This is a genomic window from Rhodococcus sp. NPDC059179 (assembly GCF_042754885.1).
In the GTDB taxonomy this organism is placed as follows: domain Bacteria; phylum Actinomycetota; class Actinomycetes; order Mycobacteriales; family Mycobacteriaceae; genus Rhodococcus_G.
Genome location: NZ_JBHZBV010000014.1, coordinates 28,044 through 50,161, shown reverse-complemented (window position 1 = coordinate 50,161; position 22,118 = coordinate 28,044). Strand labels below are relative to the sequence as shown.

The following is a 22,118-nucleotide window of genomic DNA, read 5'->3' as shown; positions in this document are numbered from 1 at the left end:
GCGAAGCCGCTCTACTCTGTTTTCATGCCCGAACTGCCCGAGGTAGAGGCCCTGGCACAGTTCCTGCGCACGCATGCCGTCGGCTCGGTGGTGGGACGAATCGACATCGCGGCGCTGAGCGTGCTCAAGACGTTCGACCCGCCGATCACCGACCTGCAGGGCAAGGACGTCGTCGGGGCCGCCCGGTTCGGCAAGCACCTGGGGATCCGGTGCGGCGACGAGGATGGGCTGTGGCTGATCACGCACCTCTCGCGCGCCGGCTGGCTGCGTTGGGCCGAGAACCCGAGCGCGACGCCGCCGAAGCCAGGCGGCAAGAGTCCGCTGGCGTTGCGGGTGCACCTGTTCACCCCCGACGGCGGGACCCCGGCCTTCGACCTCACCGAGGCGGGAACCAAGAAACGGCTCGCGGTCTGGGTGGTGCGCACCCCCGGTGAGGTGCCGGGGATCGCGAAGCTCGGACCCGACGCGCTCGACATCACCGAGCCGGCCTTCGCCGCGTTGCTCGGCAAGACCTCGCAGCGGATCAAGACCGCGCTCACCGACCAGTCCGTGCTCGCCGGGATCGGCAACGCGTACTCCGACGAGATCCTGCACCTGGCAAAGCTGTCGCCCTTCGCCACCGCGAACAAGCTGACCGCGGACGAGGTGGCCACGCTGCACGCCGCGATGCGGGCCGAGCTGACCGACGCCGTGGAGCGCTCGGTGGGCCAGGACGCCGCGCGGCTCAAGGGCGAGAAGCGTTCCGGGATGCGGGTGCACGCCCGGACCGGCATGCCCTGCCCGGTGTGCGGGGACACGGTCCGAGAGGTGTCCTTCGCGGAGCGGTCCTTTCAGTACTGTGCGACATGCCAGACCGGCGGCAAGATCCTCGCCGACCGCAGGCTGTCGCGGTTGCTGAAGTAGTTCCGGCGCAGTGGTCTCACACTGTGACGGCGAACTGACGGGTTTCGCGCATTCGGGCAACAGAGTGTGAGAAGAGTCCGGCGCCCGGGCTCAGCGCCGGTGCCGGTACCCGATCCACGCCCGGCGCAGGTCGCCGTGCGGGTCGTTCTCGATCCGCGCCGTCGTGTCGACGATCAGGGTCCGACGCTCCGGCACCGTGTACTGCGGCCAGGTCGACCTGGGCGCGCCGTGCCTGGCGAAATGCAGCCAGTGCGACTGCACGAGGGCCGTGGCCGCCCGCAGCCCGCGGCGGCCGCCGAGCGCGGTGACCGCACGCCCGATGGCCCGATCGCCGACACCGAACACCGCGAGCAGTTCGGAGGCGTGGGTCGCGCCAAAACCGGCGACGTTCAGCAGTCGCGGGGCGAAGTCGTACCGGTAGCTGAAGGTGGGCGCCGTCGCGGAATGAGCCTGCGCAACCAGGATCGACGGCTCCCAGAAGGTGACGTCGCCGCCGATCCGAACCGCGGCGCGGCGATCCGGGTAGCCCCGGTAGGCCCTCAGGATGCGCGCCGTGAGCTCGGGTTCGGTCTCGGCGAACATCTTCTCGATCCGCGCCGGGTCGGTGGGGATGATGTCGAGGAATCGCGGAAACATCGTTCCCTCATGGGCATTGGTGCCGATGATCAGCGGCACCTGGTGCGCGTGCCCGCCCGCGAACGCGTCGAGGGGGTGCCGCGGCAGGAGGTCGCCGTCGACGAGCGGGGCGAAGGCCCTGGTGCCCGGCGCCTCGTCGGCATCGCGGGCGGAAAGGGCGTCGCCCGCCCGGACCAGGGCGTCGGGACCGGCGGTGGTGAGTGCAAGGGCGGGATCCTCGGTGGCGCCCAGGATCTCGAGGAACTCGGCCGCCCAGGCCTTCTCCCGGTCGGGCCCGTAGGCGGAGGCAGCGGGTGGGCTCTGTGCGATCGCGTGCGCGAACAGGCCCTCGGCCGCGGGCACACACATCAGGGTGGTGACGGCGTTGGCGCCCGACGACTCGCCGAACAGGGTGACGTTGTCCGGGTCGCCGCCGAACGCGGCGATGTTGCGACGGACCCACTGCAGCGCCGCGAGCTGATCGCGCAGCCCGAGGTTGGAGTCGAACGGCCGCTCCGGCGTGGAGTATTCGCCGAAGTCGAGATACCCGAGGGGACCGAGTCGGTAGTTCAGCGACACGTACACGATGTCTCCGCGCCGGACCAGGGCGTCCCCGCCGTAGAGCGCGGTGGCCGAGGATCCACCGCTGTACGCGCCGCCGTGGATGAACACCATCACCGGCCGCGGGGCTGTGCTCCGCGTGGCGGGGCGGAGCACGTTCAGGGTCAGGCAGTCCTCGTCGGTCCTGACCCCGCGTCGCTCACCCCGCCCGGACTGGGGTGCGGCGGGTCCGAAGTGCAGCGCGTCGCGCACCCCGGACCACGGCTCGACCGGCTGCGGGGCGCGCAGCCGACGTTCGCCGACCGGCGGTGCGGCGTAGGGGATTGCGCGCCAGGACCACAGGCCGTCGCATTCCCGGCCGCGGACCTGGCCCGCATCGGTGGCGACGATCAACGGGTCAGCCACGGCGGGCCTCGAGCAGGCGCAGCCAGACCTCGCTGACCGTCGGATACGACGGGACCGCGTGCCACAGCGACTCCATCGGTACCGCGCCGACCACCGCGACGGTGGCCGCGTGGACCAACTCCGCCACCTCCGTCCCCACGAAGGTGGCGCCCACCACGGTGTCGGTGCCGCGATCGATCACCAGCTTGGCCCGACCGGCGAAATCGTCACGCGCCAGAGCGGATCCGGCCACCGCGATGTCGATCTCGACGGTCTCGGTGTCGATGCCCTCTGCCCGGGCCGTGCGTTCGGTTCGGCCGACGGAGGCGACCTCGGGGGAGGTGAACACCACCTGCGGCACCTGGGCGTGGTCGGCAGTGGCCGTGAACCGGGCACCGCGGCAGGCGCGGCCCTCCGCCCGGGCGGCGATGACGTCGCCGCACACCCGGCCCTGGTACTTGCCCATGTGGGTCAGCGCCGCACGACCATTGACGTCGCCCACCGCGTACAGCCATTCGCCGGGCACACCCTTAACGCAGAGATGGTCGTCGGTGGCGGCCCGCCCGTCAGGAAGACCGACGGCGGCGAGGCCGAGGCCGGATGTCGCGGGATGGCGTCCGGCCGCGACGATCACCTCGTCGACGGTGAGCTCACCCTGTCCCTGGCCGTCGAGGGTGATCGTCACCGGCCCGCCGTGGATGCGGCCGACGCCGGTGTCGTGGGGTTGGTCTCGGCGGACGGCGCTCGGGCTCGTGTCGAAGAGCACGGTCGCGCCCGATTCCCGCAGGGACCGTGCGACGAGCTCGCCCGCGAACGGCTCGGCGGAGGCGAGCAGCGCGGACCCGCGCACGACCAGCGTCAGCTCCCGCACCCCCAGGGCGAGCAGCCACGTCGCGCACTCGGTGGCGACCACGCCGCCGCCGATGATCGCGACCCGTTCGGGCACCTCCCGAAGGTTGGTGGCATCCCGCGAGATCCAGGGCAGCGCCTCGCGGAGACCGGGCACCGGCGGCATCGATGCGAGGGTCCCGGTGGCGAGCACCACCGCGTGCCGCGCCCGGAGGGTGCGGGTCGGAGGATCGCCGTGGCCGCCGGTGGCGACCTCGACAGTGCGATCGCCGGTGAGCGTGCCGGACCCGTGGATGACGTCGATTCCCGCCGATCCCGCCCACCGCCGCTGGCCGGAATCGTTGTGGTGGCTGGTGAATTCATCGCGGCGGGCGAGCACGGCGCGCAGTTCGAGCGGGGCGCCGTTCACGACCTCGCGGACACCAGGCATGGCGCGGGCCGCGCCCAGCACCCCGGCAGGCCGCAGTAGCGCCTTGCTCGGCATGCAGGCCCAGTACGAGCATTCGCCGCCGAGCAGTTCGTGTTCGATGATCGCGGCGGTCCGATCCGAACCGGCGATGGCGTACGCGGCGGCGTTCTCCCCGGCCGGTCCACCACCGATCACGATGACGTCGTAGTCGTCCGTCGTTGTGGCCATGTGTTCCACCGTAGATCGGGCGGCGGAGGCTGGCGAGGTATCGGCACGCCGCTGCTTGCGTGGTGCGTTCGCACCGGCCGATACTCCAGGAGGGATGACTTCCCATTCGCGAGAAGAACCCTCGAGCAGGAGGGGCGAAATGAGCACCGAATCCGGCACCGGCACCGCGGCCCACGCGGCGACTGTGGGAGCGCTCTATGCCGCGTTCGCCCGCGGCGACATCCCGGCGGTCCTCGACATGCTCGCCGAGGACGTGCGCTGGGAGGACTGGGCCGACAACTTTGCGCAGCGTGCGGACGTGCCGTGGATGCGTCGGCGGGGCGGTCGCGACGGCGCGGCCGAGTTCTTCGGGATCGTCGGCGGTTTCGACATCGGCGAGTTCGCGGTCTTGGAGATCATGGCAGGGGAGAGCCAGGTGGTCGCGGAGATCAGCATCGACGCCGTGGTCCCCGGCGGCGGCCGCTTCCGCGACGAGGAGTTGCACGTCTGGTCCTTCGACGGGAGCGGGAAGATCTCGCGGATGCGCCATTACGTCGACACCGCGAAGCACATCGCCGCCGCCAACGGCGCGGACACCACCTCGCGTGGGGCGAAGGGCTGAGGACCCCCCGATCGTCAACCGGGGGTTGACGCCGGCCCATCGTCAACCTAGGGTTGACGCATGGCGAATCCGACGCAGATGACGAACTCCGTCCGCCTCGACGACCTGATCGAGGGCATCAAGAAGGCGCACACCGATGCGCTCGACCAACTCTCCGACGCGGTCATCGCGGCCGACCACCTCGGCGAAGTGGCCGACCACCTGATCGGCCACTTCGTGGACCAGGCCCGACGGTCCGGCGCGTCCTGGAAGGACATCGGCACCAGCATGGGGGTGACCAAGCAGGCCGCGCAGAAGCGCTTCGTGCCGAAGGGGGAATCCGCTGACCTCGATCCGAGTCAGGGCTTCGGCCGGTTCACCGACCGGGCCAAGAACGTCGTGATGGCGGCGCAGAACGAGGCCCGCGCCGCCGGCAACGACGAGATCCGTCCCGCGCACCTGATCCTCGGCCTGCTCGCCGACCCCGAGGGCTTCGGTGCGACGTTGATCGTCGCCCAGGGCGTGTCGCTGGACGCGGTGCGCGCAGGCGCCGCCGCCATCCTGCCCGCGGCCACTGAGGAGCTGCCCGAACTCATCCCGTTCGACGCGCAGGCCAAGAAGGCCCTCGAGCTGACCTTCCGGGAGGCACTCCGGTTGGGGCACAACTACATCGGCACCGAGCACATCCTGCTGGCGCTGCTCGAACTCGAGGACGGGTCGGGTCTGCTCACCGATCTCGGCATCGACAAGGAAACCTCCGAGGCCAAGGTGACCACCGCGGTGGCCGCCATGGCAGCAGCCGCCGAGCAGGGGTGATCGCCCGGCCCGGCGTCAGTTGCCGACCGGCACCGTCGCGCGCCGGGCGTGCACGGCGTCGCGGGTGTCCTCGGCGATGAGGTCGGCATTGATCGCGGCGCCCGCGTTCAGCCCGGCAGCGGCCGCGACGATCACCTGGGCCTTGAGATCGGTGACGTTCCCGGCGGCCCACACCCCGGGGACCGCGGTGGCCCCCATCGGGTCGGCGGCGATGTAACTGCCGATCACGTGCCCGGCCATCGCCTGCTCGGCTGGCTCGAGGCCGAGCTCGCGCAGGAAGCCGGCGCGGGCCTCGAACCGCGGCGCGACGACCATTGCGTGGCGGGGCACGAGCTCGCCGGAACTCATTCGGACTCCGGTGAATTGGTCGTCGGCCACCTCCAGGCCTGCCACCTCGCCGCGGACGACCGTGACGCCGCGGGCGTCGAGCTGCTCGAGCTCGTCGGCGCCGGGTTCGGCCGCGGTGTGCAGGAACACGGTGACGTCCGCACTCCACTGCCGCCACATCAGCGCCTGGTGTGCGGCCAGCGGCCCGGTCGCCAGGATCCCGATCGCCCGGTCGCGGACCTCCCAGCCGTGGCAGTACGGGCAGTGCAGCACCTCGCGACCCCACCGCTCGGCGACGCCTGGCACGTCTGGCAGCTCGTCGACCAGGCCCGTGGTCACCAGCAGCCTGCGGGCAGACACCGATCGGCCGTCGGTGAGTTCCACGCGGAAGCCGTCGCCGCCGGTGGCGCGGGCAGAGGCCACCGTGCCGCTCACGATCTCGCCGCCGTAGGCCTGTGCCTCGGCCCGGCCGGCCACCAGCAGCTCGGCGGGCGGGGTGCCCTCTCGGGTCAGGTAGTTGTGCACGTGCCCGGCCGGGGCGTTGCGCGGCTCGCCCGCATCGACCACCAGCACCGAGCGGCGCGCCCGCGTCAGCGCCACCGCCCCGCTGAGACCTGCCGCACCGCCACCGACGATCACCACGTCGTACTTCTGCTCCACCGTCGTTCTCCTCCGCTTGTCGGACTCGCCATTGCACTGTCCATCCCCGGAGCGGATTCCCGCAAGCTACGTTGCCGAAGTGGCAAACTGGGTGGATGGCCGACGACCCACACGCACTCGACGACGTCCTCGACGCCGTCGGACCACGGCTGCGCGCGATCCGCAGGCAGCGCGGCGCGACGCTCGCCCAGCTCGCCGAGAGCACCGGGATCTCGGTGAGCACCCTGTCGCGGCTGGAATCCGGTCAGCGCAGGCCGACCCTGGAGCTGCTCCTCCCACTGGCCCGGGCACACCAGCTGCCGCTGGACGAACTCGTCGACGCGCCCGCGACCGGAGACCCGCGGATCCACCCCCGCCCGATCACGCGCAACGGCGTCACGATCCTCCCGCTGACCCGCAGGCCGGGCGGGATCCAGGCCTTCAAGCACATCTTCCCGGCGGGAACGCCGTCGATCGAGCCACGGCCGATGACGCATGAGGGCTACGAGTGGCTTTACGTCCTGTCCGGGCGCCTGCGGATGGTGCTCGGTGAGCACGACGTGATCCTGACGGCGGGCGAGGCGGCGGAGTTCGACACCCACGTCCCGCACTGGTTCGGCAACCCCGGCCCGGAGCCGGCCGAGATCCTGAGCCTGTTCGGCCCGCAGGGCGAGCGCGCGCACGTCCGCACCCGCCGGTGACACTAGGCTCGCCTGCTGTGACCTCCGCAGCGAAGACGCGAACCAGGATCCTGATCACCGGCGCGAGCTCCGGGCTGGGCGCCGAGATGGCACGCCAGTTCGCCGCCAAGGGGCGCGATCTCGCGTTGTGCGCCCGCCGCGTCGACCGGCTCGAGGAGCTGCGCGCGGAGCTGCTGGCCGCGCACCCGTCGATCAGGGTCGCGGTCCGCACCCTCGACGTCAACGATCACCGCGCGGTGTCCCGGGTGTTCGGTGAGCTGGACGACGAGCTCGGCGGTCTCGACCGGATCGTCGTCAATGCCGGTCTCGGCAAGGGTGCGGCGATCGGCACGGGTAGGCCCGAGGCGAACCTGGAAACCGCGCAGACCAACTTCGTCGGTGCGCTTGCCCAGGTGGAGGCGGCGATGGAGCTGTTCCGCGCCCGCGGCGCCGGTCACCTGGTGTTGGTGTCCTCGATGAGCGCGGTGCGCGGACTGCCGAGGGCGCAGACCGCCTACTCGGCGAGCAAGGCCGCGGTGTCCGCGATCGGGGAGGGTCTGTCGGCGGAACTCTCGCGCAGCCCGATCACCGTCACCACCATCCTGCCCGGCTACATCCGTACCGCGATCAACGAGACGGTGGCCAAGACGCCGTTGATGGCGGACACCGTCGCGGGGGTGCGGTCGATGGTGAAGGCGATCGAACGGGAACCGCGGCGGGCGGTGGTTCCTGGCTGGCCGTGGCGGCCGATCGACCTGGCGCTGCGGGTGCTGCCGACCCGGCTGACGGGGCATTTCCTTTAGTTGTCGCAGCCTGTAGCGCGATCCGCACCCTGTTTCTACGCGTCGCGGTCGCAATTGCGGCCGCGACGAGTCCAGCAGGGGTGCGGATCAACTACCGGTGCCTACGGAGTCGCCGGAGCACGGACGTCGCGGTCCCACGATTCGCCGCCCCGGCGATCAACGCGAGCTCGGCCGGGTCGGTGATCTTCTCGCGGATGCGACCCCGCTCGGCGCCGCGCCGGAGTTCGGCTTCGTCGATCAGCTTCCACCCCGCCCGGTCGATCACGGCCGACTGCCGCTCCCGCACCAGGCGACTGAGCGCCGACGCGCTCGACCGGGGTTCGCGCAGCCGACCCGCGTTGAAATCGTCGACGAGCCGGGTCACGGTTCCCTGAGCGCATGACTTGTTCGTGCCGATGAATCCGGTCGGTCCGCGCTTGATCCAGCCGGTGGCGTACGTGCCGGTCAGCACGGAACCGCCCGGACCGTCGAGCACTCGCCCGTCCGCGTTGGGGATCACCGCCGCCGCGTGGTCGAACGGCACCCCCTCGATCGGCACCCCGCGATAGCCGATCGAGGTGAGGACGAGCCCGGCCTCGAGCAGTTCCGTCTCGCCGGTCGGTTCGACTCGCACGGCGCCGTCCTCCCCGAGAACGAGCGCGTTTCGGGCGAACTCGACGCCGGTGACCCGGTCGTCGCCGCCGATCGCGGTGGGGGACAGCAGGTAACGCAGCGAGATCCGACGCCGCGCCGTTCCCCGCTCGCCCAGGCGCTGGGCGGATTGGAGCAGCGCCAGCTTCTGCGCGACGGAATGCGAGAGCTCGCCGTCGCGGGCGAGGCGTTCGGTCGTCGGGTCCAGCAGCATCTCGTCGGGCCGGACCACCACGTCGACGTCTGGTGCGTCGAGCAGACCGGCGAACTCGGGAACCGTGAAGGCGGACTGGGCGATTCCCCGCCGCGCGACGATGACGACCTCCTCGATCCGGCTGCCGCGCAGCGCCTCGAGGGCGGCGGGCGCGATATCGGTGCCCGCCAGCCGGTCGGGGTCCGCGGTCAGGATCCGTGCGACATCGAGTGCGACATTGCCGTTTCCGATGATGACGGCCCGCCGGTGGGACAGGTCGAACCGATCGTCGGCGTGGTCGGGATGGCCGTTGTACCAGGCCACCAGGTTCGTCGCGGAGGTCGAGCCAGGGAGATCCTCGCCGGGGATCCCGAGGCCGCGGTCGGTCGATGCGCCGACCGCATAGATCACGGCGTGGTGATGCGCGAGCAGCTCGTCGTGGGTCAGGTGTTCGCCGATCTCCACGTTCAGGAAGTACTCGAACCCCGGCTGGGCGGCGATCTTGTCGTACAGCCGGGAGACCTGCTTGGTCTTCTGATGATCGGGGGCGACGCCCGCGCGGACCAGGCCGTGCGGCACGGGAAGCCGATCGAACACGTTCACCTGCACCCCGGGCTGGGTGAGTAGCTCGTCGGCCGCGTACATCGCGGCGGGGCCCGCCCCGACGATCGCCACCCGCAGCGGTCCCCGCCCGCGGTCGACCGCGGGAGCCGCCTTGACGCGGGCGAGGGCAGGCCGGGTCGCGGTTCCGCCGATGCGGGCGCGCTCCTCCCTCGGTTCCTTGTAGAAGTCCGCGTTGATGGAGAGGTACTGGCGCTGCGGTTCGGTCAGCTTCTTCTCGGGGACGATCGCGTCGACAGGGCACGCCGAGACACACGCGCCGCAGTCGACACAGGCGGCCGGGTCGATGTGCAGCATCTCCGCGGTCAGGAAGTCGGGCTCATCCGGCGTCGGGTGGATGCAGTTGACGGGGCACGCATACACGCAGGATGCGTCGCTGCAGCAGGACTGGGTGACGACATGGGGCATTACGAACGGCTTCCGATCGTGGGGGTCTGGTCAGGCCGCGCTGCGGGACGGCTCGCTGCGGTAGCGCGAGCTCTTGCCGTCGATCTTCATTGCCTTCCACACCAGGCGGGACGCCGGGTTCATCAGCCCGCTCTCGGTGGCCAGCATGCGGACGTCCGCGAAGTAGCCGCGCAGGGCCTTACGTGCAGGCGGGGTGCGCCAGAACAGATCCTTCTTGACCTGCTTCGGGATCTCGAACTCGTCCCAGAACTGCTTCGGCGGAACCACGATGGCGTCGCACAGGATCCGCATGATCAGCGGCATGGCGAGAGAGGCGACGAAGCGGCCGGCCTTGGACATCATGGGGACGCGGCGACGCAGGAACTGATGCGCGAACGAGATGTGCCTGGCTTCCTCGGCGACGTGGATCGTCATGACACCCTTCATGATCGGGTGGATGACACCGTCCTCGCGAAGTACGGACTTCTGGAGGTGGTCGATCGGTTCCTCGCCTGCGAGCACGCCCATGAAGAAGATCACCGGCAGCGTGTTACCGGCCAACGGCAGGAACTGGGCAATAAAGCGCAGGAGCGGACCCATCCCCGGGGTGTCCTTGCCGATCCGGTTGACCATCTCCTGGAACATCATCGTGTGGTTGCACTCTTCGATGACCTCGTGAGTGCAGTAGCGGGCCTCGGCGGACCCGTTCGGGGTGGAGAAGACGTACTGCATCATGCCGCGGATCAGGATGTTCTCGAACTGGAGGCCGACCTTCGCGACGTTGGCCTGACGCCACATGCCGATCTCGATCTGCTTCTCCTGCGGCAGCGCCTGATACCAGGGGTGGCCGCCAAGGGGGTCGCTCTCCTTCTGGAGGATCCACCGGGGGTCGTTCGGGGTGACCGCGAACTCGGGAGAGTCCCAGTCGATGTCCTCAAAGGGGTCGAAGTGCCTGTGCACCGACGCTTCCGACAGCATCGTCAGGGACTCCTGGTACCGATCATGGTCGGATACGTTGGCCGCTGTCGTCAGTGTCATGGCTTCTCCCGCTGTCGCTGTCGTTGCTGAGGCGATCGCGCACGGCATCGTCTCTACGGTGCGGCCGGTGGCCGCTTGCTTCGATTCAGATAACTGTAACCGTAAGTCGCATGCAAATCTACGGGTATCCGGGATCTCGATGCCGGCGGAACGGAAATCCATCTGCCCTGGCAGGTGAGGCTCAGGAAAAGTCGCTCAGTCGCAGCTCAGAATCCTGGCGCATACTGGTTTCAGCAGACCCGCCGCACGGCGGCCGATCCGTGGAGCACGATCATGGTCCCGAGCACGCAATGGCGCACCTGGGGTAGCGAGGTGGAGATCCGGGTGACCGAGGGGGCAGCACTCGACGCTGCGGCCGACATCGCCGAGGCCACCCTGGCCGACGTCCGTGCCGCCTGCGACCTCACCCGCGGCGATGCCGAGATCCACGCCGTCAACCTCTCCCAGGGCATGCCGGTCAAGATCAGCCGGCGCCTCACCGCGCTGATCCGATCGGCGTTATGGGCGGCCCGGATGACCGGCGGCGCCGTCAACCCGCTCTCCCTCGACACGGCGGACCCGCGGCGGGTGCCCCCGATTCACCCCGATTGCACATTCGAGGACGTGCGGTTGGACGGAGATACGGTGTTCGCCCCGTTCGGCGTCTATCTCGACATCACGAACACCGCGAAGGCAGGCACCGCGGATCGGGTGGCCCAGATCGCCGCGAGCACCCTCGAATGCGGCGTCCTCGCCCGGATCGGTGACACCATCGCGACCGCCGGGCACTGTCCGATCGGGGGCTGGCAGGTGGAGATCGGGGCTGGCGCGCCGATCGAGGTGCTCACCGGGAAGTCGATGGCCTCCGCGCGGCCCGCGGTCCTGGCGGAGTGGGACGCCGACGGGGGACTGGACGGAGTCACGGTGATCACCGAGGACAGTCTGTGGGCGTATGCGGCGGCGGCCGCGGCCGTGAACCGGGGAGTGGCCGCGCTGCGCTGGCTCGACGAGAACGAGCTCGCCGGCCGCGTCGCGTACCGGCGGGGCGCCGTGCGTATCACCGATGCCTGGACGCACCTGTTGCCGCACGGGCACGTCGCGTAGGTCAGACCGCGCGGCCGCGCCTGCCGCGATACCAGCGAACCAGCGTGTCGGTGGACGAATCTCCTTGCTCTGCAGGGGCTTCGGAGTTGGTGAGGATCGGCCCGAGCTCGAGCGCCTGGGTCTTGCCCAGCTCGACGCCCCACTGGTCGAACGAATCGATGCCGAACACGACGCCCTCGACGAAGACCTGGTGCTCGTACAGCGCGATCAGCTGGCCGAGCACCGAGGGGGTGATCCGTGGCGCGAGGATGGTCGTCGAGGGCCTGTTGCCTGGCATTACCTTGTGCGGCACCAGTTCCGGCGCGGTGCCCTCGGCCGCGATCTCCTCCGCGGTCTTGCCGAACGCGAGCACCTTGGTCTGGGCGAACAGGTTGCTCATCAGGATGTCGTGCATGCTGCCCGTGCCGTCCAACGTCGGCAGATCATCGGTGGGCTCGGCGAATCCGATGAAATCGGCAGGCGAGAGCCGGGTGCCCTGATGTAGCAGCTGATAGAAGGCGTGCTGGCCGTTGGTGCCCGGCTCACCCCAGAAGATCTCCCCGGTCGGGGTGCTCACCGGTGAGCCGTCGGAACGCACCGACTTGCCATTGGACTCCATGGTGAGCTGCTGAAGGTACGCCGCGAATCGCCCCAGATCGTTCGAATAGGGCAGCACCGCACGTGAATCCGAGTCGAAGAAGCTCGAGTACCAGAGTCCGATGAGCCCGAGCAGCACCGGGGCGTTGTTCTCGAGTGGGGCCGTCGCGAAGTGCCGGTCGATCGTGTGGAACCCCTCGAGGAACTCGCCGAACGCCTCCTTGCCGATCACGCACATCAGCGACAGCCCGACCGCCGAGTCCACCGAATAGCGTCCGCCGACCCAGTCCCAGAAGCCGAACATGTTGTCGGTGTCGATGCCGAACTCGGCCACCCGTTCGGCGTTGGTTGACACCGCGACAAAGTGCTTGGCGACGGCGTCGTCGCCAAGCACCGAGGTGAGCCAGCGCCTGGCCGCCGTTGCGTTGGTGAGGGTTTCGAGGGTGGAGAAGGTCTTGGAGGCGACGATGAACAGCGTGGTCGCCGGGTCGAGGCCGGCCAGTTTGCTGACCAGATCCGACGGGTCGATGTTGGAGACGAACCGGGCCGCGACGCCCGCGTCCGCATAGTGCCGCAGTGCCCGGTACGCCATCACCGGACCCAGATCGGATCCGCCGATGCCGATGTTGACCACGGTGGTGATGCGCTCGCCGGTCGCCCCGCGCCAGTCGCCCGAGCGCAGCCGATCGGTGAAGCGTCCCATCCGTTCGAGTACCTCGTGCACGTCGGTGACCACGTCCTGCCCGTCGACCACCAGGGTCGCGTCGGCTGGCAGTCGCAGCGCGGTGTGCAGGACGGCGCGGTCCTCGGAGGTGTTGATGTGATCGCCCCGGAACATCGCGTCCCGGCGCTCCTCGACCCCGGCCGCGCGAGCCAACTCGATCAGCAGTCGCACGGTTTCGCGTTCCACCCGGTGCTTGCTGTAGTCGATGTAGAGATCACCGGCGGTGACCGTGAGCTCGCTGCCGCGCTTGGGATCCTCGGCGAAGATCTCGCGCAGGTGCCGCGTCCCGACCTGCTCGTGGTGCGCGCGAAGCTCCTGCCAGGCGGCCGTGCCGGTGATGTCGAGACTCATACGTCGAGACTAGTGGGGGCGAACGGGCCGCGCTCGGTCCTTCCCACTGCCGACGCTCCTTGATCGATTGTGTCCAACAGTTCCCGGCGGGTCCGCCGAGAGTGCACCTTTCGTCGCGTCACTCGGGCGATGCAACGTTCCCCCGAGCACTTCGTGCAGGGAGGTGCCCCCAGGTGCACAGTCGGCGGAGGCCTGCCTTTCCGCACGGGGGGCGGGCAGTATGGAGGCCATGGACGAGCGAACTCTGATCGAGTCGATCCCCACGAAACTCTGGATCGGCGGCAAACAGGTGGACGCCGCGAGCGGTGCCACGTTCACGGTGGTCAACCCCGCGACCGGGGAGCCCCTCGCTGAGGTGGCGGACGCCGGCCCGGCCGACGGCCTGCTGGCGCTCGACGCCGCGGCCGCCGCCGCGCGGGAGTGGGCGGCCACCCCGGCGCGCGCCCGCGGCGAGATCCTGCGGGCGGTGTTCGAGGCGATCACCGCCCGCGCCGACGACTTCGCGCTGCTGATGACGCTGGAGATGGGCAAGGTGCTCGCCGAGAGCAGGGGCGAGGTGGCGTACGGCGCCGAGTTCTTCCGCTGGTTCAGCGAGGAGGCGGTGCGGATCGCGGGCCGCTACACGCAGGCGCCCGCAGGCACCGGCCGGATCCTGGTCGGCAAGGCCCCGGTAGGGCCGTGTCTGGCGATCACCCCGTGGAACTTTCCGCTGGCGATGGGTACCCGAAAGATCGGACCCGCCCTCGCCGCCGGCTGCACGATGATCGTCAAGCCGGCCGCCGAGACCCCGCTGACCATGCTTCTGCTCGGACAGCTCATCGCCGACGCCGGGCTGCCCGACGGCGTGCTGTCGGTGCTGCCGACCTCGAACGCGGGCGCGCTGACCGGACCGCTGATCGACGACCCGCGGCTGCGAAAGCTCACCTTCACCGGGTCGACCGGGGTCGGGCGCAAGCTGATCGAGCAGTCCGCGAAGGGGCTGCTGCGCACCTCGATGGAGCTCGGCGGCAACGCGCCTTTCGTGGTGTTCGACGACGCCGATCTGGACGCCGCGGTCGAGGGGGCGATGTTGGCCAAGCTGCGCAACGGTGGTGAGGCCTGTACCGCGGCGAACCGCTTCCACGTGCAGAACTCGGTGCGCGAGGAGTTCGGCGCCAAGCTGACCGAGCGGATGCGGTCGATGACCCTCGGACCCGGCACCGATCCCGATTCCAAGCTCGGGCCGCTGATCAACCCCAATCAGCTCGAGAAGGTGAGCGAGCTGGTCCGGGACGCCGTCGAGGCCGGGGCGCAGCTGCGACTCGGCGGCCAGGCCCCGGGTGGGCCGGGTTATTTCTATCCGGCGACGGTGCTGGCTGACGTGCCTGCGCACGCCCGCATCCTGCGCGAGGAGGTGTTCGGTCCGGTCGCCGCGATCGCCGGCTTCGACACCGAAGAGGAGGGCATCGCCGCGGCCAACGACACCGAGTACGGCCTCGCGGCCTACATCTACACGCAGAGCCTGGACCGGGCACTGCGGGTCGCGGAGTCCCTCGAGACCGGGATGGTCGGCGTGAACAGGGGCGTGATCTCCGACGCCGCCGCGCCGTTCGGCGGCGTCAAATCGTCCGGGTTCGGGCGCGAGGGCGGCAGCGAGGGCATCGAAGAGTACCTGGAGACCAAGTACATCGCGCTGCAGTGAGGCGTCGCCTGGGTCGGTGAACCTGGCCGCAAGTTTCTCCCCGGTACGGCCTCCGGCGCGCCGCCAAGGCGGATAGTCTGTCGCGAAAATGTCGTGAAATGGGGGGATCATGCGACGAATGCTGAATCGGCGCGCGCGGGGGTCGATGCTGGTGACGGTGGTTCTCGCCGCCCTCGCGACCGCGGCGGGTGGTACCGCGCGGGCCGAGTTGCCGGTGGACTACAACTTCTTTGCGGGCGTCCCGCACGAACTCTCCAATCCCGGTGGTTCCCTGCCCGGTTCCAACGACTGGTCCTGCAAACCCTCCGCGGCCCATCCGAACCCGGTGGTGCTCGTGCACGGCACCAGCGGCGGTGCGCAGACGAACTGGGGGGCGATGGTCCCGCCGCTCGCCAACGCGGGCTACTGCGTCTATGCGCTCAACTACGGCGCACTGGATGTGCCTGCGCCGCTGTCGGCGATGGGCGGTATGCGACCCATTCCCGAAAGTGCCGGCCAGCTGGCCGCCTTCGTCGACCGCGTGCGCGGTGCGACGGGGGCGGAGCGGGTGGATCTGGTCAGCCACTCGCAGGGCAGCATCGTCGGCAACTACTTCGTCAAGCGGCTCGACGGCGCGCGCAAGGTGGACAAGTTCGTGTCGATCGCCGGGCCGTGGCAGGGCGGGTGGGGCGACCAGATGGACCTGTGGCGAGGGCTCGGGCGGCAGCTGGGCGTCGAGCCCGATGTCCTGGACGAGATGGTGTCGGGTGGCGTCTGCCTCGCCTGCTCGCAGCTGATCGGCGGTTCGGCGTTCATGCGGGAGTTGAACGCCGACGGCGTGTACGCCCCTGGCGTCAGTTACACGAACATCGCAACCGTGTTCGACGAGATCGCCTACCCGTACACGAGCGGCCTGGTGGCTGCGCCCAACGCGGTGAACATCGTGGTGCAGGACGGCTGCCCGGCCGATTTCTCCGAGCATCTGGCTATCGCGGGCAGCCCGCGGACGGCGGGCTTCGTCCTCAATGCGCTCGATCCGGCGCATCAGCGTCCGGTGGTCTGCGAGTTCGTCCCGCCTGTCACCGGGTAGCCGCGATCGGTAGCCCGCGAGCGCCCCGTCGGTCAGGGCAGGTGCTTGAGGGCGACATCCCGCCAGTGGCCGGCAGGCGCGATGTTGGTCGCCAACTCGGGTGGCCCGGCGCTGTCCCCCACGAACGCGCGCCGGGCGAGGAGGTCGCCTGCCAGCGTGTACCGCAGCCACGCCGTGACGTATCCGAGCGCCCCGGTGAGGTCGAGGTGGTCGGCGCCCACCAGCGCCGCCTTGGCCGCGGCCCCGGGAATCTGGTCGAAGTAGGTGCGCTGGCCGCGCTCGGTTGCCAGCCAGTCGTCCGTCCCGCGGACAAGGAAGATCGGGGCGGAGAGTCCGGCGGCCGTAGGCACCGGCAGGCCCACCGGCCACCACCACAGCGGGGTGGGATCCGCGAACGCGAGGGCGACGACGCTGACGACGCGGCCCGCGGACGACCTGGCCGCGGTGACCGCGCCCCCAGCCCCTTGCGAGTGCCCGACGGCCGCTATCCGGTCGGTGTCGAGTCGGTTGTGCAGCGGACTCGACGGGTCGTCGTTCAGTTCGACGACGTGGTCTACCGCCGCCAGCAGGGCGGAGCCGTCCCCGACCGCGCCGCTGTTCGGGGCGACCACGACGAATCCCCAGGATGCGAGGTGCACCAGCGCATCACGGTAGGAACACGTCGAATCGGCGCCGAAGCCTGTGCCGTTGCCCCACACGACGATGGGGTGCGGCCCGCTCGCGGGGTCGGTCGGATAGACGACGGTCTGGGCGCTTGGTTGCTGCGGTCGCGGGGCCTCGCACCCGTTTTCGCGGCCGTCGTCCCAGGTCACGGCGAGGATGCCGGGGGACTGGTAGGTGCCCTCGATCCGATCGGCCGCGTGTGCGACCGGGGCGCACAGCCCCGCGGCCGTCACGGCTACGACGGCGGCGACCGCTGCGCTCACGATCCGCGGCCGCACTGGATCGCCCCCGCGGACTACTGACCGAGTCGGCCGCGGCCGAGGCGCAGCAGCAGCATCGCCAGGGTGTGGCCTTCCTGGCCCAGGTCGCTGAAACGCTCGAGGACCTTCATCTCACGGCTGTGCACGAGGCGCGGACCGCCGGAGGCCATCCGGGTGCGGCCGATGATCTGGGAGACCTCACTGCGGCGTTTGATCGCGGCGAGGATCTGGGCGTCCAGTCGGTCGATCTCCAGTCGAAGCTCCTCGATCTCGGCCTCGCTGGTGGGGAGGTCGGGGTCGGTGGCATCCGATGGAACTGAGCCGCCCATGTGTATTACTCCTCGTGTCAGATCAGGAATCACAGTTTGCCACGGGTGTGAGGGGCTGACCACGGCCGGGGGCGCGGGCTGATCCGGGGGAGTCGCTGTCGGTGCGCGGCGGTAGCGTTGACAGACGATGAACACATTCTCAGCAGCAGGTCACGCACGTTTTGCGGAGGCGCCGCGCCGCACCTCCACGGAGACGCTCCTCGAGGGGCTCAATGCGCAGCAGCGTGAGGCGGTCGTGCATGCCGGTTCGCCGCTGCTGATCGTGGCGGGCGCGGGCTCGGGGAAGACCGCCGTGCTGACCCGTCGGATCGCGTATCTGCTCGCCGAGCGGGACGTCGCGCCCGGGCAGGTCCTGGCGATCACGTTCACCAACAAGGCCGCCGCGGAGATGCGGGAGCGGGTCGCGCACCTCGTCGGGCCGCGGGCCAACAACATGTGGGTCTCGACGTTTCACTCGAGCTGCGTGCGGATCCTGCGGATGCAGGCGGCGCTGCTGCCCGGACTGAACTCGAACTTCACCATCTACGACGCCGACGACTCGCGCCGGCTGCTCACGATGATCTCGAAGGACCTGGAGATCGACGCGAAGCGGTACTCCGCGCGGCTGCTGGCCACGCACATCTCGAACCTCAAGAACGAGCTGATCGACCCGGAGCGGGCCGCGGCCGACGCCGACAAGGATCCGAACGAGCTGGTCCGGCTGGTCGCGAAGGTGTACGGCCACTACCAGTCGCGGCTGCGGGCGGCCAACGCGATGGACTTCGACGACCTGATCGGGGAGACCGTCGCCCTGCTGCAGAACTTCCCGCAGGTCGCCGAGTACTACCGGCGCCGGTTCCGGCACGTGCTGGTCGACGAGTACCAGGACACCAACCATGCGCAGTACATGCTGGTGCGCGAGCTGGTCGGCGGGGTCGCGGGCGACGCCGCCGCGCTCGTCCCGCCCGCGGAGCTGTGCGTGGTCGGCGACGCGGACCAGTCGATCTACGCGTTCCGCGGGGCCACCATCCGCAACATCGAGGAGTTCGAACGCGATTACCCGGACGCGCGGACCATCCTTCTCGAGCAGAACTACCGGTCCACCCAGAACATCCTGTCGGCCGCGAACGCGGTGATCTCCCGAAACACCGGCAGGCGCGAGAAGCGGCTGTGGACCGATTCCGGCGAGGGCGAGCTGATCACCGGGTACGTCGCCGACAACGAGCACGACGAGGCCTACTTCGTCGCCTCCGAGATCGACAAGCTCGTCGACGGGGGAGACGCGAAGTTCGGCGAGGTCGCGGTGTTCTATCGCACGAACAACTCGTCCCGGGCGCTGGAGGAGATCTTCATCCGGCTGGGCCTGCCGTACAAGGTGGTCGGCGGCGTCCGGTTCTACGAGCGCAAGGAAGTTCGCGACGTGGTCGCGTACCTGCGCGTGCTGCAGAACCCCGACGACACCGTCAGCCTGCGCCGGATTCTCAACACCCCGCGTCGCGGCATCGGCGACCGGGCCGAGGCCTGCGTGGCCGTGCACTCGGAGCAGCGGGGGATCGGCTTCGCGAAGGCGCTTCGGGACGCCGCGGACGGCGTGGTGCCGCTGCTGAACACCCGCTCGCAGAAGGCGATCGTCGCGTTCCTGGACATGATGGACGGCATCCGCGAGACGATGCAGCCCGACGACACCGGGCTGATCGACATCGGCGAGGTGGTCGAAGCCGTGCTCGACCGGACCGGCTACCGGGCCGAGCTCGAGGCGAGCAGCGATCCGCAGGACGGCGCGCGACTGGACAACCTCAACGAGTTGGTCAGCGTGGCACAAGAATTCAGCTCCGATGCGCGCAATGCCGCGGGCGTGGAAACCGAGATCGACGAGAGCCTCGAGGGCGCGATCGCGGCCGCGGCCGACGACGACCTCGACCCGACCGAGGGCGAACCGGACCCGGGGTCGCTCGCTGCGTTCCTGGAGCGGGTGTCGCTGGTGGCCGACTCCGACCAGTTGCCCGACAACGGTGACGGCGTGGTGACGCTGATGACCCTGCACACCGCGAAGGGACTCGAGTTCCCGGTTGTCTTCGTGACCGGCTGGGAGGACGGCCAGTTCCCGCACATGCGCGCGCTGGGGGACCCGGCCGAGCTGTCCGAGGAACGACGGCTGGCCTACGTCGGCATCACCAGGGCCCGGCACCGCCTGTATCTCACCCGCGCGGTCATGCGCTCGGCGTGGGGGCAGCCGATCACCAACCCGGAATCACGCTTCCTGCAGGAGATCCCGTCGGACCTGCTGCACTGGCGGCGGGAGGACCCGGGCACCGGCGCAGGCGGTGCGATCGGCGGCGGCCGACCCCGCGGCGGTCAGGGCTACGGCGGCGGTGGGTACGGCGGCGGTCAGGGTTACGGCGGAGGCGGCGGTTTCGGAGGCGGGCAGAGCAACGCCACCCCGAGTTTCGGTGCGGCCCGGGCCCGCAACAACCACCTGGTGCTCGCCGTCGGTGACCGCGTCAGTCACGACAAGTACGGCCTCGGCACGGTGCTGGAGACCAAGGGCAGCGGACCGACGGCGACGGTCACCGTCGACTTCGGCTCGGCAGGCAAGGTGCGCCTGATGCTCATCGGCGGCGTCCCTATGGTCAAGCTCTAGCCAGACGAAACGAACCCCTTCGTACGAGACGTCAACGGAGTGAGAAACACGGGTCACGGGGTGGACTGTCCGGGTGCGACGATTTTGTTGTCGAAGGCGTAGACGATCGCGGCGGCGCGGTCGCGCAGGTCGAGCTTGAGGAATATGTGCCCGACGTGGCTCTTCACCGTCACTCCTGAGATGCCGAGGTCCTGCCCGATCTCGCTGTTGGTGCGCCCGCGCCCGATCAGTGCGAGCACGTCGAGTTCGCGCGCGGTCAGCTCCCCGAGGCCGCGACCGCCGTCGCCTGTAGGCGGTGCCGCTGTTCGATAGGTGGTCAGAACACGCCCGGTCACCGCTGGATCGAGGCACGCGCCGCCCTCCGCGACCGTCCGGACGGCGCGGATCAGGTCTTCCGCGGGTGAGTCCTTGAGGATGAAGCCGGCCGCACCCGCGCGCAGCGAACCGGACAGCAGTTCGTCGTCGTCGAAGGTGGTGAGTACCAGCACCGGCGGCGGCTGATCGCCCGACTGGAGTTCGCGGGTTGCCTGGATCCCGTCGATTCGCTTCATTCGCAGATCCATCAGTACGACGTCGGGGGCGTGCGCCGCCACCGCTTCGGGTACCTCTGAGCCGTCGGCGCATTCGCCGACGATCACGAAGCCGTCCTTGCGCCGCAGGATCCGGCGCAGCCCGGAGCGCACCAGTTCCTGGTCGTCGACCAGCAGCACCCTGACCTCGGGGGCGGTCACGACAGTCCAGGGAGGCGACGCAGGAACGAAATCGGGCAGGCTTCGCTGGAGAGTGGGACGTCGGCGTGTACCGACCATCCCCCCGCATCCGGGCCTGCCCGAAACTCCCCACCGAGCAATGCAGCGCGTTCTCGCATGCCGCGTAGGCCGGATCCGGTCGAACCGTTCGGCGACGTCGCCGGATTGCGCATGGGGTTGCGGATCGCAAGCGTGACCGAATCCGCCGCGATCGCGAGCCGTACCTCGGCGCTCGTGCCGGGCGCGTGCTTGGCGACATTGGCCAGGGATTCCTGCGAGATCCGGTAGACACCGAGGCCCGTCGCGCCGGTCACCGCGGCGGGGTCGCCCTGCATCTCGAAGTCCACCGGCAGTCCTGCCCGACGGAAGTCGTCGATCAGGTTGGGCACATCGGCTATCCCGGGTTCGGGGTGGGTGCCCGACGGTTCGGAGCCGAGCAACCCGACGGTGCGCCGGATGTCGGCCATCGCCTGACGGCCGAGTCGTTCCGCGTCGACGAGGGCCTCGACGGCGTCGTCGATGTCGCGGTCCTGCTCGAGTGCACGACGGGCCGCGGTCAGGTGTAGCAGCGTGACGCTCAGCGAATGCGCGATGACGTCGTGGACCTCTCGGGCGATCCGTTGACGCTCGAGGGTGGCCGCCTGCTCCGATTGGATGGAGCGGGAGGCCCGCTCCTGATGCAGCAGGCGCAACTGCGTCTGCAGCAGGCACCCGATAACCCAGCCCACGAACAACGCGGTGAGATACCAAGGGGCGCCGTCGAGTCGGCCCGTTGCGGCGATCGCCGACAGCACCGTCAGCGTGCCTGCCAGGGTGGCGAGGCCGACCGCCATCGTGGACGTCGCGGCGACCTCGCCGACCAGCAACACCAGGATGAGCGGGGCGACGTCGAAGGGTTGGGCGGTCGGCTGCAGTATCAGCAGCCCGGTCGCCGTGGTGACGGTGACCGCCAGGAGCGGGCGGGGAAGCAGCACGCCCGGCCTGACCATGTCCGCGAGGGGCGTCGCCACCGCGACCAGTCCGAACAGCAAGGCCCAGTCGGGTGGCACGAACGCGTCGCGCTGCGCGACGGCAACCACCGCGATCACGACGATGGAGACGTGTGAGAACACCGCAACACCGACCGGGTAGTCGTACTCGCTCGCCGCCATGCGTCGACGACAGAACTCCATGATCTGCACCTCACCAGGGTAGGCGGACTACCCCCGGTCGGCATCGTCCTTGGAGCGGAGGAGTTCTCCACCCACGGTAGGAGACGAAGACGCGACCCTGGCACGGCGAAACCGCCCGCGCGGATCCGTAGCGTTTTTCACCGACAAGCGGTGCACATGCACGGTTCAAGTGGAGGTG

At 69.8% G+C, this 22,118-nt stretch carries 19 protein-coding genes; 9 read left to right on the top strand and 10 right to left on the bottom strand.

Translation table 11 applies throughout. The features are described 5' to 3' along the window. The first annotated feature begins 24 nt into the window (after positions 1 to 24). Complete coding sequence (locus ACFXMV_RS20585; protein WP_378501411.1) at positions 25 to 903, top strand: Fpg/Nei family DNA glycosylase; 879 nt, start codon at positions 25 to 27, stop codon at positions 901 to 903. A 90-nt stretch (positions 904 to 993) separates the two neighbouring features. Here the strand turns inward: ACFXMV_RS20585 and ACFXMV_RS20580 are convergent, their stop codons facing one another. After that, positions 994 to 2,484, bottom strand: a complete 1,491-nt coding sequence (locus ACFXMV_RS20580; RefSeq protein WP_378503502.1) for a carboxylesterase/lipase family protein — start codon at positions 2,482 to 2,484, stop codon at positions 994 to 996. Then, entirely contained in the window at positions 2,477 to 3,949 is a 1,473-nt protein-coding gene (locus ACFXMV_RS20575; protein WP_378501410.1) for a dihydrolipoyl dehydrogenase family protein, read from the bottom strand. The genes ACFXMV_RS20580 and ACFXMV_RS20575 overlap by 8 nt, the downstream gene beginning before the upstream one ends. Before the next feature lie 139 nt (positions 3,950 to 4,088). On the opposite strand from ACFXMV_RS20575, the gene ACFXMV_RS20570 reads away from it, so the two are divergent. After that, positions 4,089 to 4,550, top strand: a complete 462-nt coding sequence (locus ACFXMV_RS20570) for a nuclear transport factor 2 family protein (protein WP_378503501.1) — start codon at positions 4,089 to 4,091, stop codon at positions 4,548 to 4,550. Between the two features lie 60 nt (positions 4,551 to 4,610). After that, positions 4,611 to 5,345 carry a Clp protease N-terminal domain-containing protein gene (locus ACFXMV_RS20565; protein ID WP_378503500.1) on the top strand — a complete coding sequence of 245 codons (735 nt, stop codon included), beginning with the start codon at positions 4,611 to 4,613 and terminating at the stop codon, positions 5,343 to 5,345. 15 nt (positions 5,346 to 5,360) lie between these two features. Here ACFXMV_RS20565 and ACFXMV_RS20560 read toward each other — a convergent pair whose 3' ends face one another. Continuing rightward, positions 5,361 to 6,332: an NAD(P)/FAD-dependent oxidoreductase gene (locus ACFXMV_RS20560; protein WP_378498740.1), complete on the bottom strand. Its 972-nt coding sequence runs from the start codon at positions 6,330 to 6,332 to the stop codon at positions 5,361 to 5,363. Positions 6,333 to 6,427: 95 nt separating this feature from the next. Between ACFXMV_RS20560 and ACFXMV_RS20555 the strand changes: the two genes are divergently transcribed. Both ACFXMV_RS20555 and ACFXMV_RS20550 read left to right on the top strand, forming a co-directional pair. Continuing rightward, positions 6,428 to 7,012 carry a helix-turn-helix domain-containing protein gene (locus tag ACFXMV_RS20555; protein ID WP_378498741.1) on the top strand — a complete coding sequence of 195 codons (585 nt, stop codon included), beginning with the start codon at positions 6,428 to 6,430 and terminating at the stop codon, positions 7,010 to 7,012. Between the two features lie 17 nt (positions 7,013 to 7,029). After that, positions 7,030 to 7,794: an SDR family oxidoreductase gene (locus ACFXMV_RS20550; protein ID WP_378498742.1), complete on the top strand. Its 765-nt coding sequence runs from the start codon at positions 7,030 to 7,032 to the stop codon at positions 7,792 to 7,794. Positions 7,795 to 7,885: 91 nt separating this feature from the next. Here the strand turns inward: ACFXMV_RS20550 and ACFXMV_RS20545 are convergent, their stop codons facing one another. Together ACFXMV_RS20545 and ACFXMV_RS20540 are read right to left on the bottom strand one after the other, a co-directional pair. Next, positions 7,886 to 9,646, bottom strand: coding sequence for an FAD-dependent oxidoreductase (locus ACFXMV_RS20545; protein ID WP_378498743.1), 1,761 nt, complete (start codon positions 9,644 to 9,646; stop codon positions 7,886 to 7,888). Between the two features lie 30 nt (positions 9,647 to 9,676). After that, the gene (locus ACFXMV_RS20540) at positions 9,677 to 10,663 is read right to left on the bottom strand and encodes a diiron oxygenase (protein ID WP_378498744.1); all 987 of its coding nucleotides are present in this window, start codon (positions 10,661 to 10,663) and stop codon (positions 9,677 to 9,679) included. A 273-nt stretch (positions 10,664 to 10,936) separates the two neighbouring features. Between ACFXMV_RS20540 and ACFXMV_RS20535 the strand changes: the two genes are divergently transcribed. Next, complete coding sequence (locus ACFXMV_RS20535; RefSeq protein WP_378498745.1) at positions 10,937 to 11,746, top strand: FAD:protein FMN transferase; 810 nt, start codon at positions 10,937 to 10,939, stop codon at positions 11,744 to 11,746. 1 nt (position 11,747) lies between these two features. On the opposite strand, the gene pgi is transcribed toward ACFXMV_RS20535, so the two are convergent. Continuing rightward, positions 11,748 to 13,397 carry a glucose-6-phosphate isomerase gene (pgi, locus tag ACFXMV_RS20530; RefSeq protein ID WP_378498746.1) on the bottom strand — a complete coding sequence of 550 codons (1,650 nt, stop codon included), beginning with the start codon at positions 13,395 to 13,397 and terminating at the stop codon, positions 11,748 to 11,750. A gap of 229 nt (positions 13,398 to 13,626) precedes the next feature. On the opposite strand from pgi, the gene ACFXMV_RS20525 reads away from it, so the two are divergent. Together ACFXMV_RS20525 and ACFXMV_RS20520 are read left to right on the top strand one after the other, a co-directional pair. Next, positions 13,627 to 15,078: an NAD-dependent succinate-semialdehyde dehydrogenase gene (locus tag ACFXMV_RS20525; RefSeq protein WP_378498747.1), complete on the top strand. Its 1,452-nt coding sequence runs from the start codon at positions 13,627 to 13,629 to the stop codon at positions 15,076 to 15,078. A 118-nt stretch (positions 15,079 to 15,196) separates the two neighbouring features. After that, positions 15,197 to 16,147: an esterase/lipase family protein gene (locus tag ACFXMV_RS20520; protein ID WP_378498748.1), complete on the top strand. Its 951-nt coding sequence runs from the start codon at positions 15,197 to 15,199 to the stop codon at positions 16,145 to 16,147. 32 nt (positions 16,148 to 16,179) lie between these two features. Here ACFXMV_RS20520 and ACFXMV_RS20515 read toward each other — a convergent pair whose 3' ends face one another. Then, positions 16,180 to 17,073 carry a hypothetical protein gene (locus ACFXMV_RS20515; protein ID WP_378498749.1) on the bottom strand — a complete coding sequence of 298 codons (894 nt, stop codon included), beginning with the start codon at positions 17,071 to 17,073 and terminating at the stop codon, positions 16,180 to 16,182. A 32-nt stretch (positions 17,074 to 17,105) separates the two neighbouring features. Then, entirely contained in the window at positions 17,106 to 17,399 is a 294-nt protein-coding gene (locus ACFXMV_RS20510) for a chorismate mutase (RefSeq protein WP_378498750.1), read from the bottom strand. A 127-nt stretch (positions 17,400 to 17,526) separates the two neighbouring features. On the opposite strand from ACFXMV_RS20510, the gene ACFXMV_RS20505 reads away from it, so the two are divergent. After that, positions 17,527 to 20,019: a UvrD-helicase domain-containing protein gene (locus ACFXMV_RS20505; RefSeq protein WP_378498751.1), complete on the top strand. Its 2,493-nt coding sequence runs from the start codon at positions 17,527 to 17,529 to the stop codon at positions 20,017 to 20,019. A gap of 53 nt (positions 20,020 to 20,072) precedes the next feature. On the opposite strand, the gene ACFXMV_RS20500 is transcribed toward ACFXMV_RS20505, so the two are convergent. Together ACFXMV_RS20500 and ACFXMV_RS20495 are read right to left on the bottom strand one after the other, a co-directional pair. Then, positions 20,073 to 20,750 (bottom strand): response regulator, encoded by a 678-nt coding sequence (locus tag ACFXMV_RS20500; RefSeq protein ID WP_378498752.1) that lies wholly within the window; start codon positions 20,748 to 20,750, stop codon positions 20,073 to 20,075. Continuing rightward, positions 20,747 to 21,940 (bottom strand): sensor histidine kinase, encoded by a 1,194-nt coding sequence (locus ACFXMV_RS20495; RefSeq protein WP_378498755.1) that lies wholly within the window; start codon positions 21,938 to 21,940, stop codon positions 20,747 to 20,749. The genes ACFXMV_RS20500 and ACFXMV_RS20495 overlap by 4 nt, the downstream gene beginning before the upstream one ends. Positions 21,941 to 22,118 lie beyond the last annotated feature (178 nt).

Bases quoted from the DNA above. Each gene is read 5' to 3' on its own strand.
- ACFXMV_RS20565 (WP_378503500.1), top strand. From the start codon at position 4,611: ATGGCGAATCCGACGCAGATGACGAACTCCGTCCGCCTCGACGACCTG.
- ACFXMV_RS20525 (WP_378498747.1), top strand. From the start codon at position 13,627: ATGGACGAGCGAACTCTGATCGAGTCGATCCCCACGAAACTCTGGATC.
- ACFXMV_RS20555 (WP_378498741.1), top strand. From the start codon at position 6,428: ATGGCCGACGACCCACACGCACTCGACGACGTCCTCGACGCCGTCGGA.
- ACFXMV_RS20505 (WP_378498751.1), top strand. From the start codon at position 17,527: ATGAACACATTCTCAGCAGCAGGTCACGCACGTTTTGCGGAGGCGCCG.
- ACFXMV_RS20575 (WP_378501410.1), bottom strand. From the start codon at position 3,949: ATGGCCACAACGACGGACGACTACGACGTCATCGTGATCGGTGGTGGA.
- ACFXMV_RS20535 (WP_378498745.1), top strand. From the start codon at position 10,937: ATGGTCCCGAGCACGCAATGGCGCACCTGGGGTAGCGAGGTGGAGATC.
- ACFXMV_RS20545 (WP_378498743.1), bottom strand. From the start codon at position 9,646: ATGCCCCATGTCGTCACCCAGTCCTGCTGCAGCGACGCATCCTGCGTG.
- ACFXMV_RS20540 (WP_378498744.1), bottom strand. From the start codon at position 10,663: ATGACACTGACGACAGCGGCCAACGTATCCGACCATGATCGGTACCAG.
- pgi (WP_378498746.1), bottom strand. From the start codon at position 13,397: ATGAGTCTCGACATCACCGGCACGGCCGCCTGGCAGGAGCTTCGCGCG.
- ACFXMV_RS20510 (WP_378498750.1), bottom strand. From the start codon at position 17,399: ATGGGCGGCTCAGTTCCATCGGATGCCACCGACCCCGACCTCCCCACC.
- ACFXMV_RS20585 (WP_378501411.1), top strand. From the start codon at position 25: ATGCCCGAACTGCCCGAGGTAGAGGCCCTGGCACAGTTCCTGCGCACG.
- ACFXMV_RS20520 (WP_378498748.1), top strand. From the start codon at position 15,197: ATGCTGAATCGGCGCGCGCGGGGGTCGATGCTGGTGACGGTGGTTCTC.
- ACFXMV_RS20570 (WP_378503501.1), top strand. From the start codon at position 4,089: ATGAGCACCGAATCCGGCACCGGCACCGCGGCCCACGCGGCGACTGTG.
- ACFXMV_RS20495 (WP_378498755.1), bottom strand. From the start codon at position 21,940: ATGGAGTTCTGTCGTCGACGCATGGCGGCGAGCGAGTACGACTACCCG.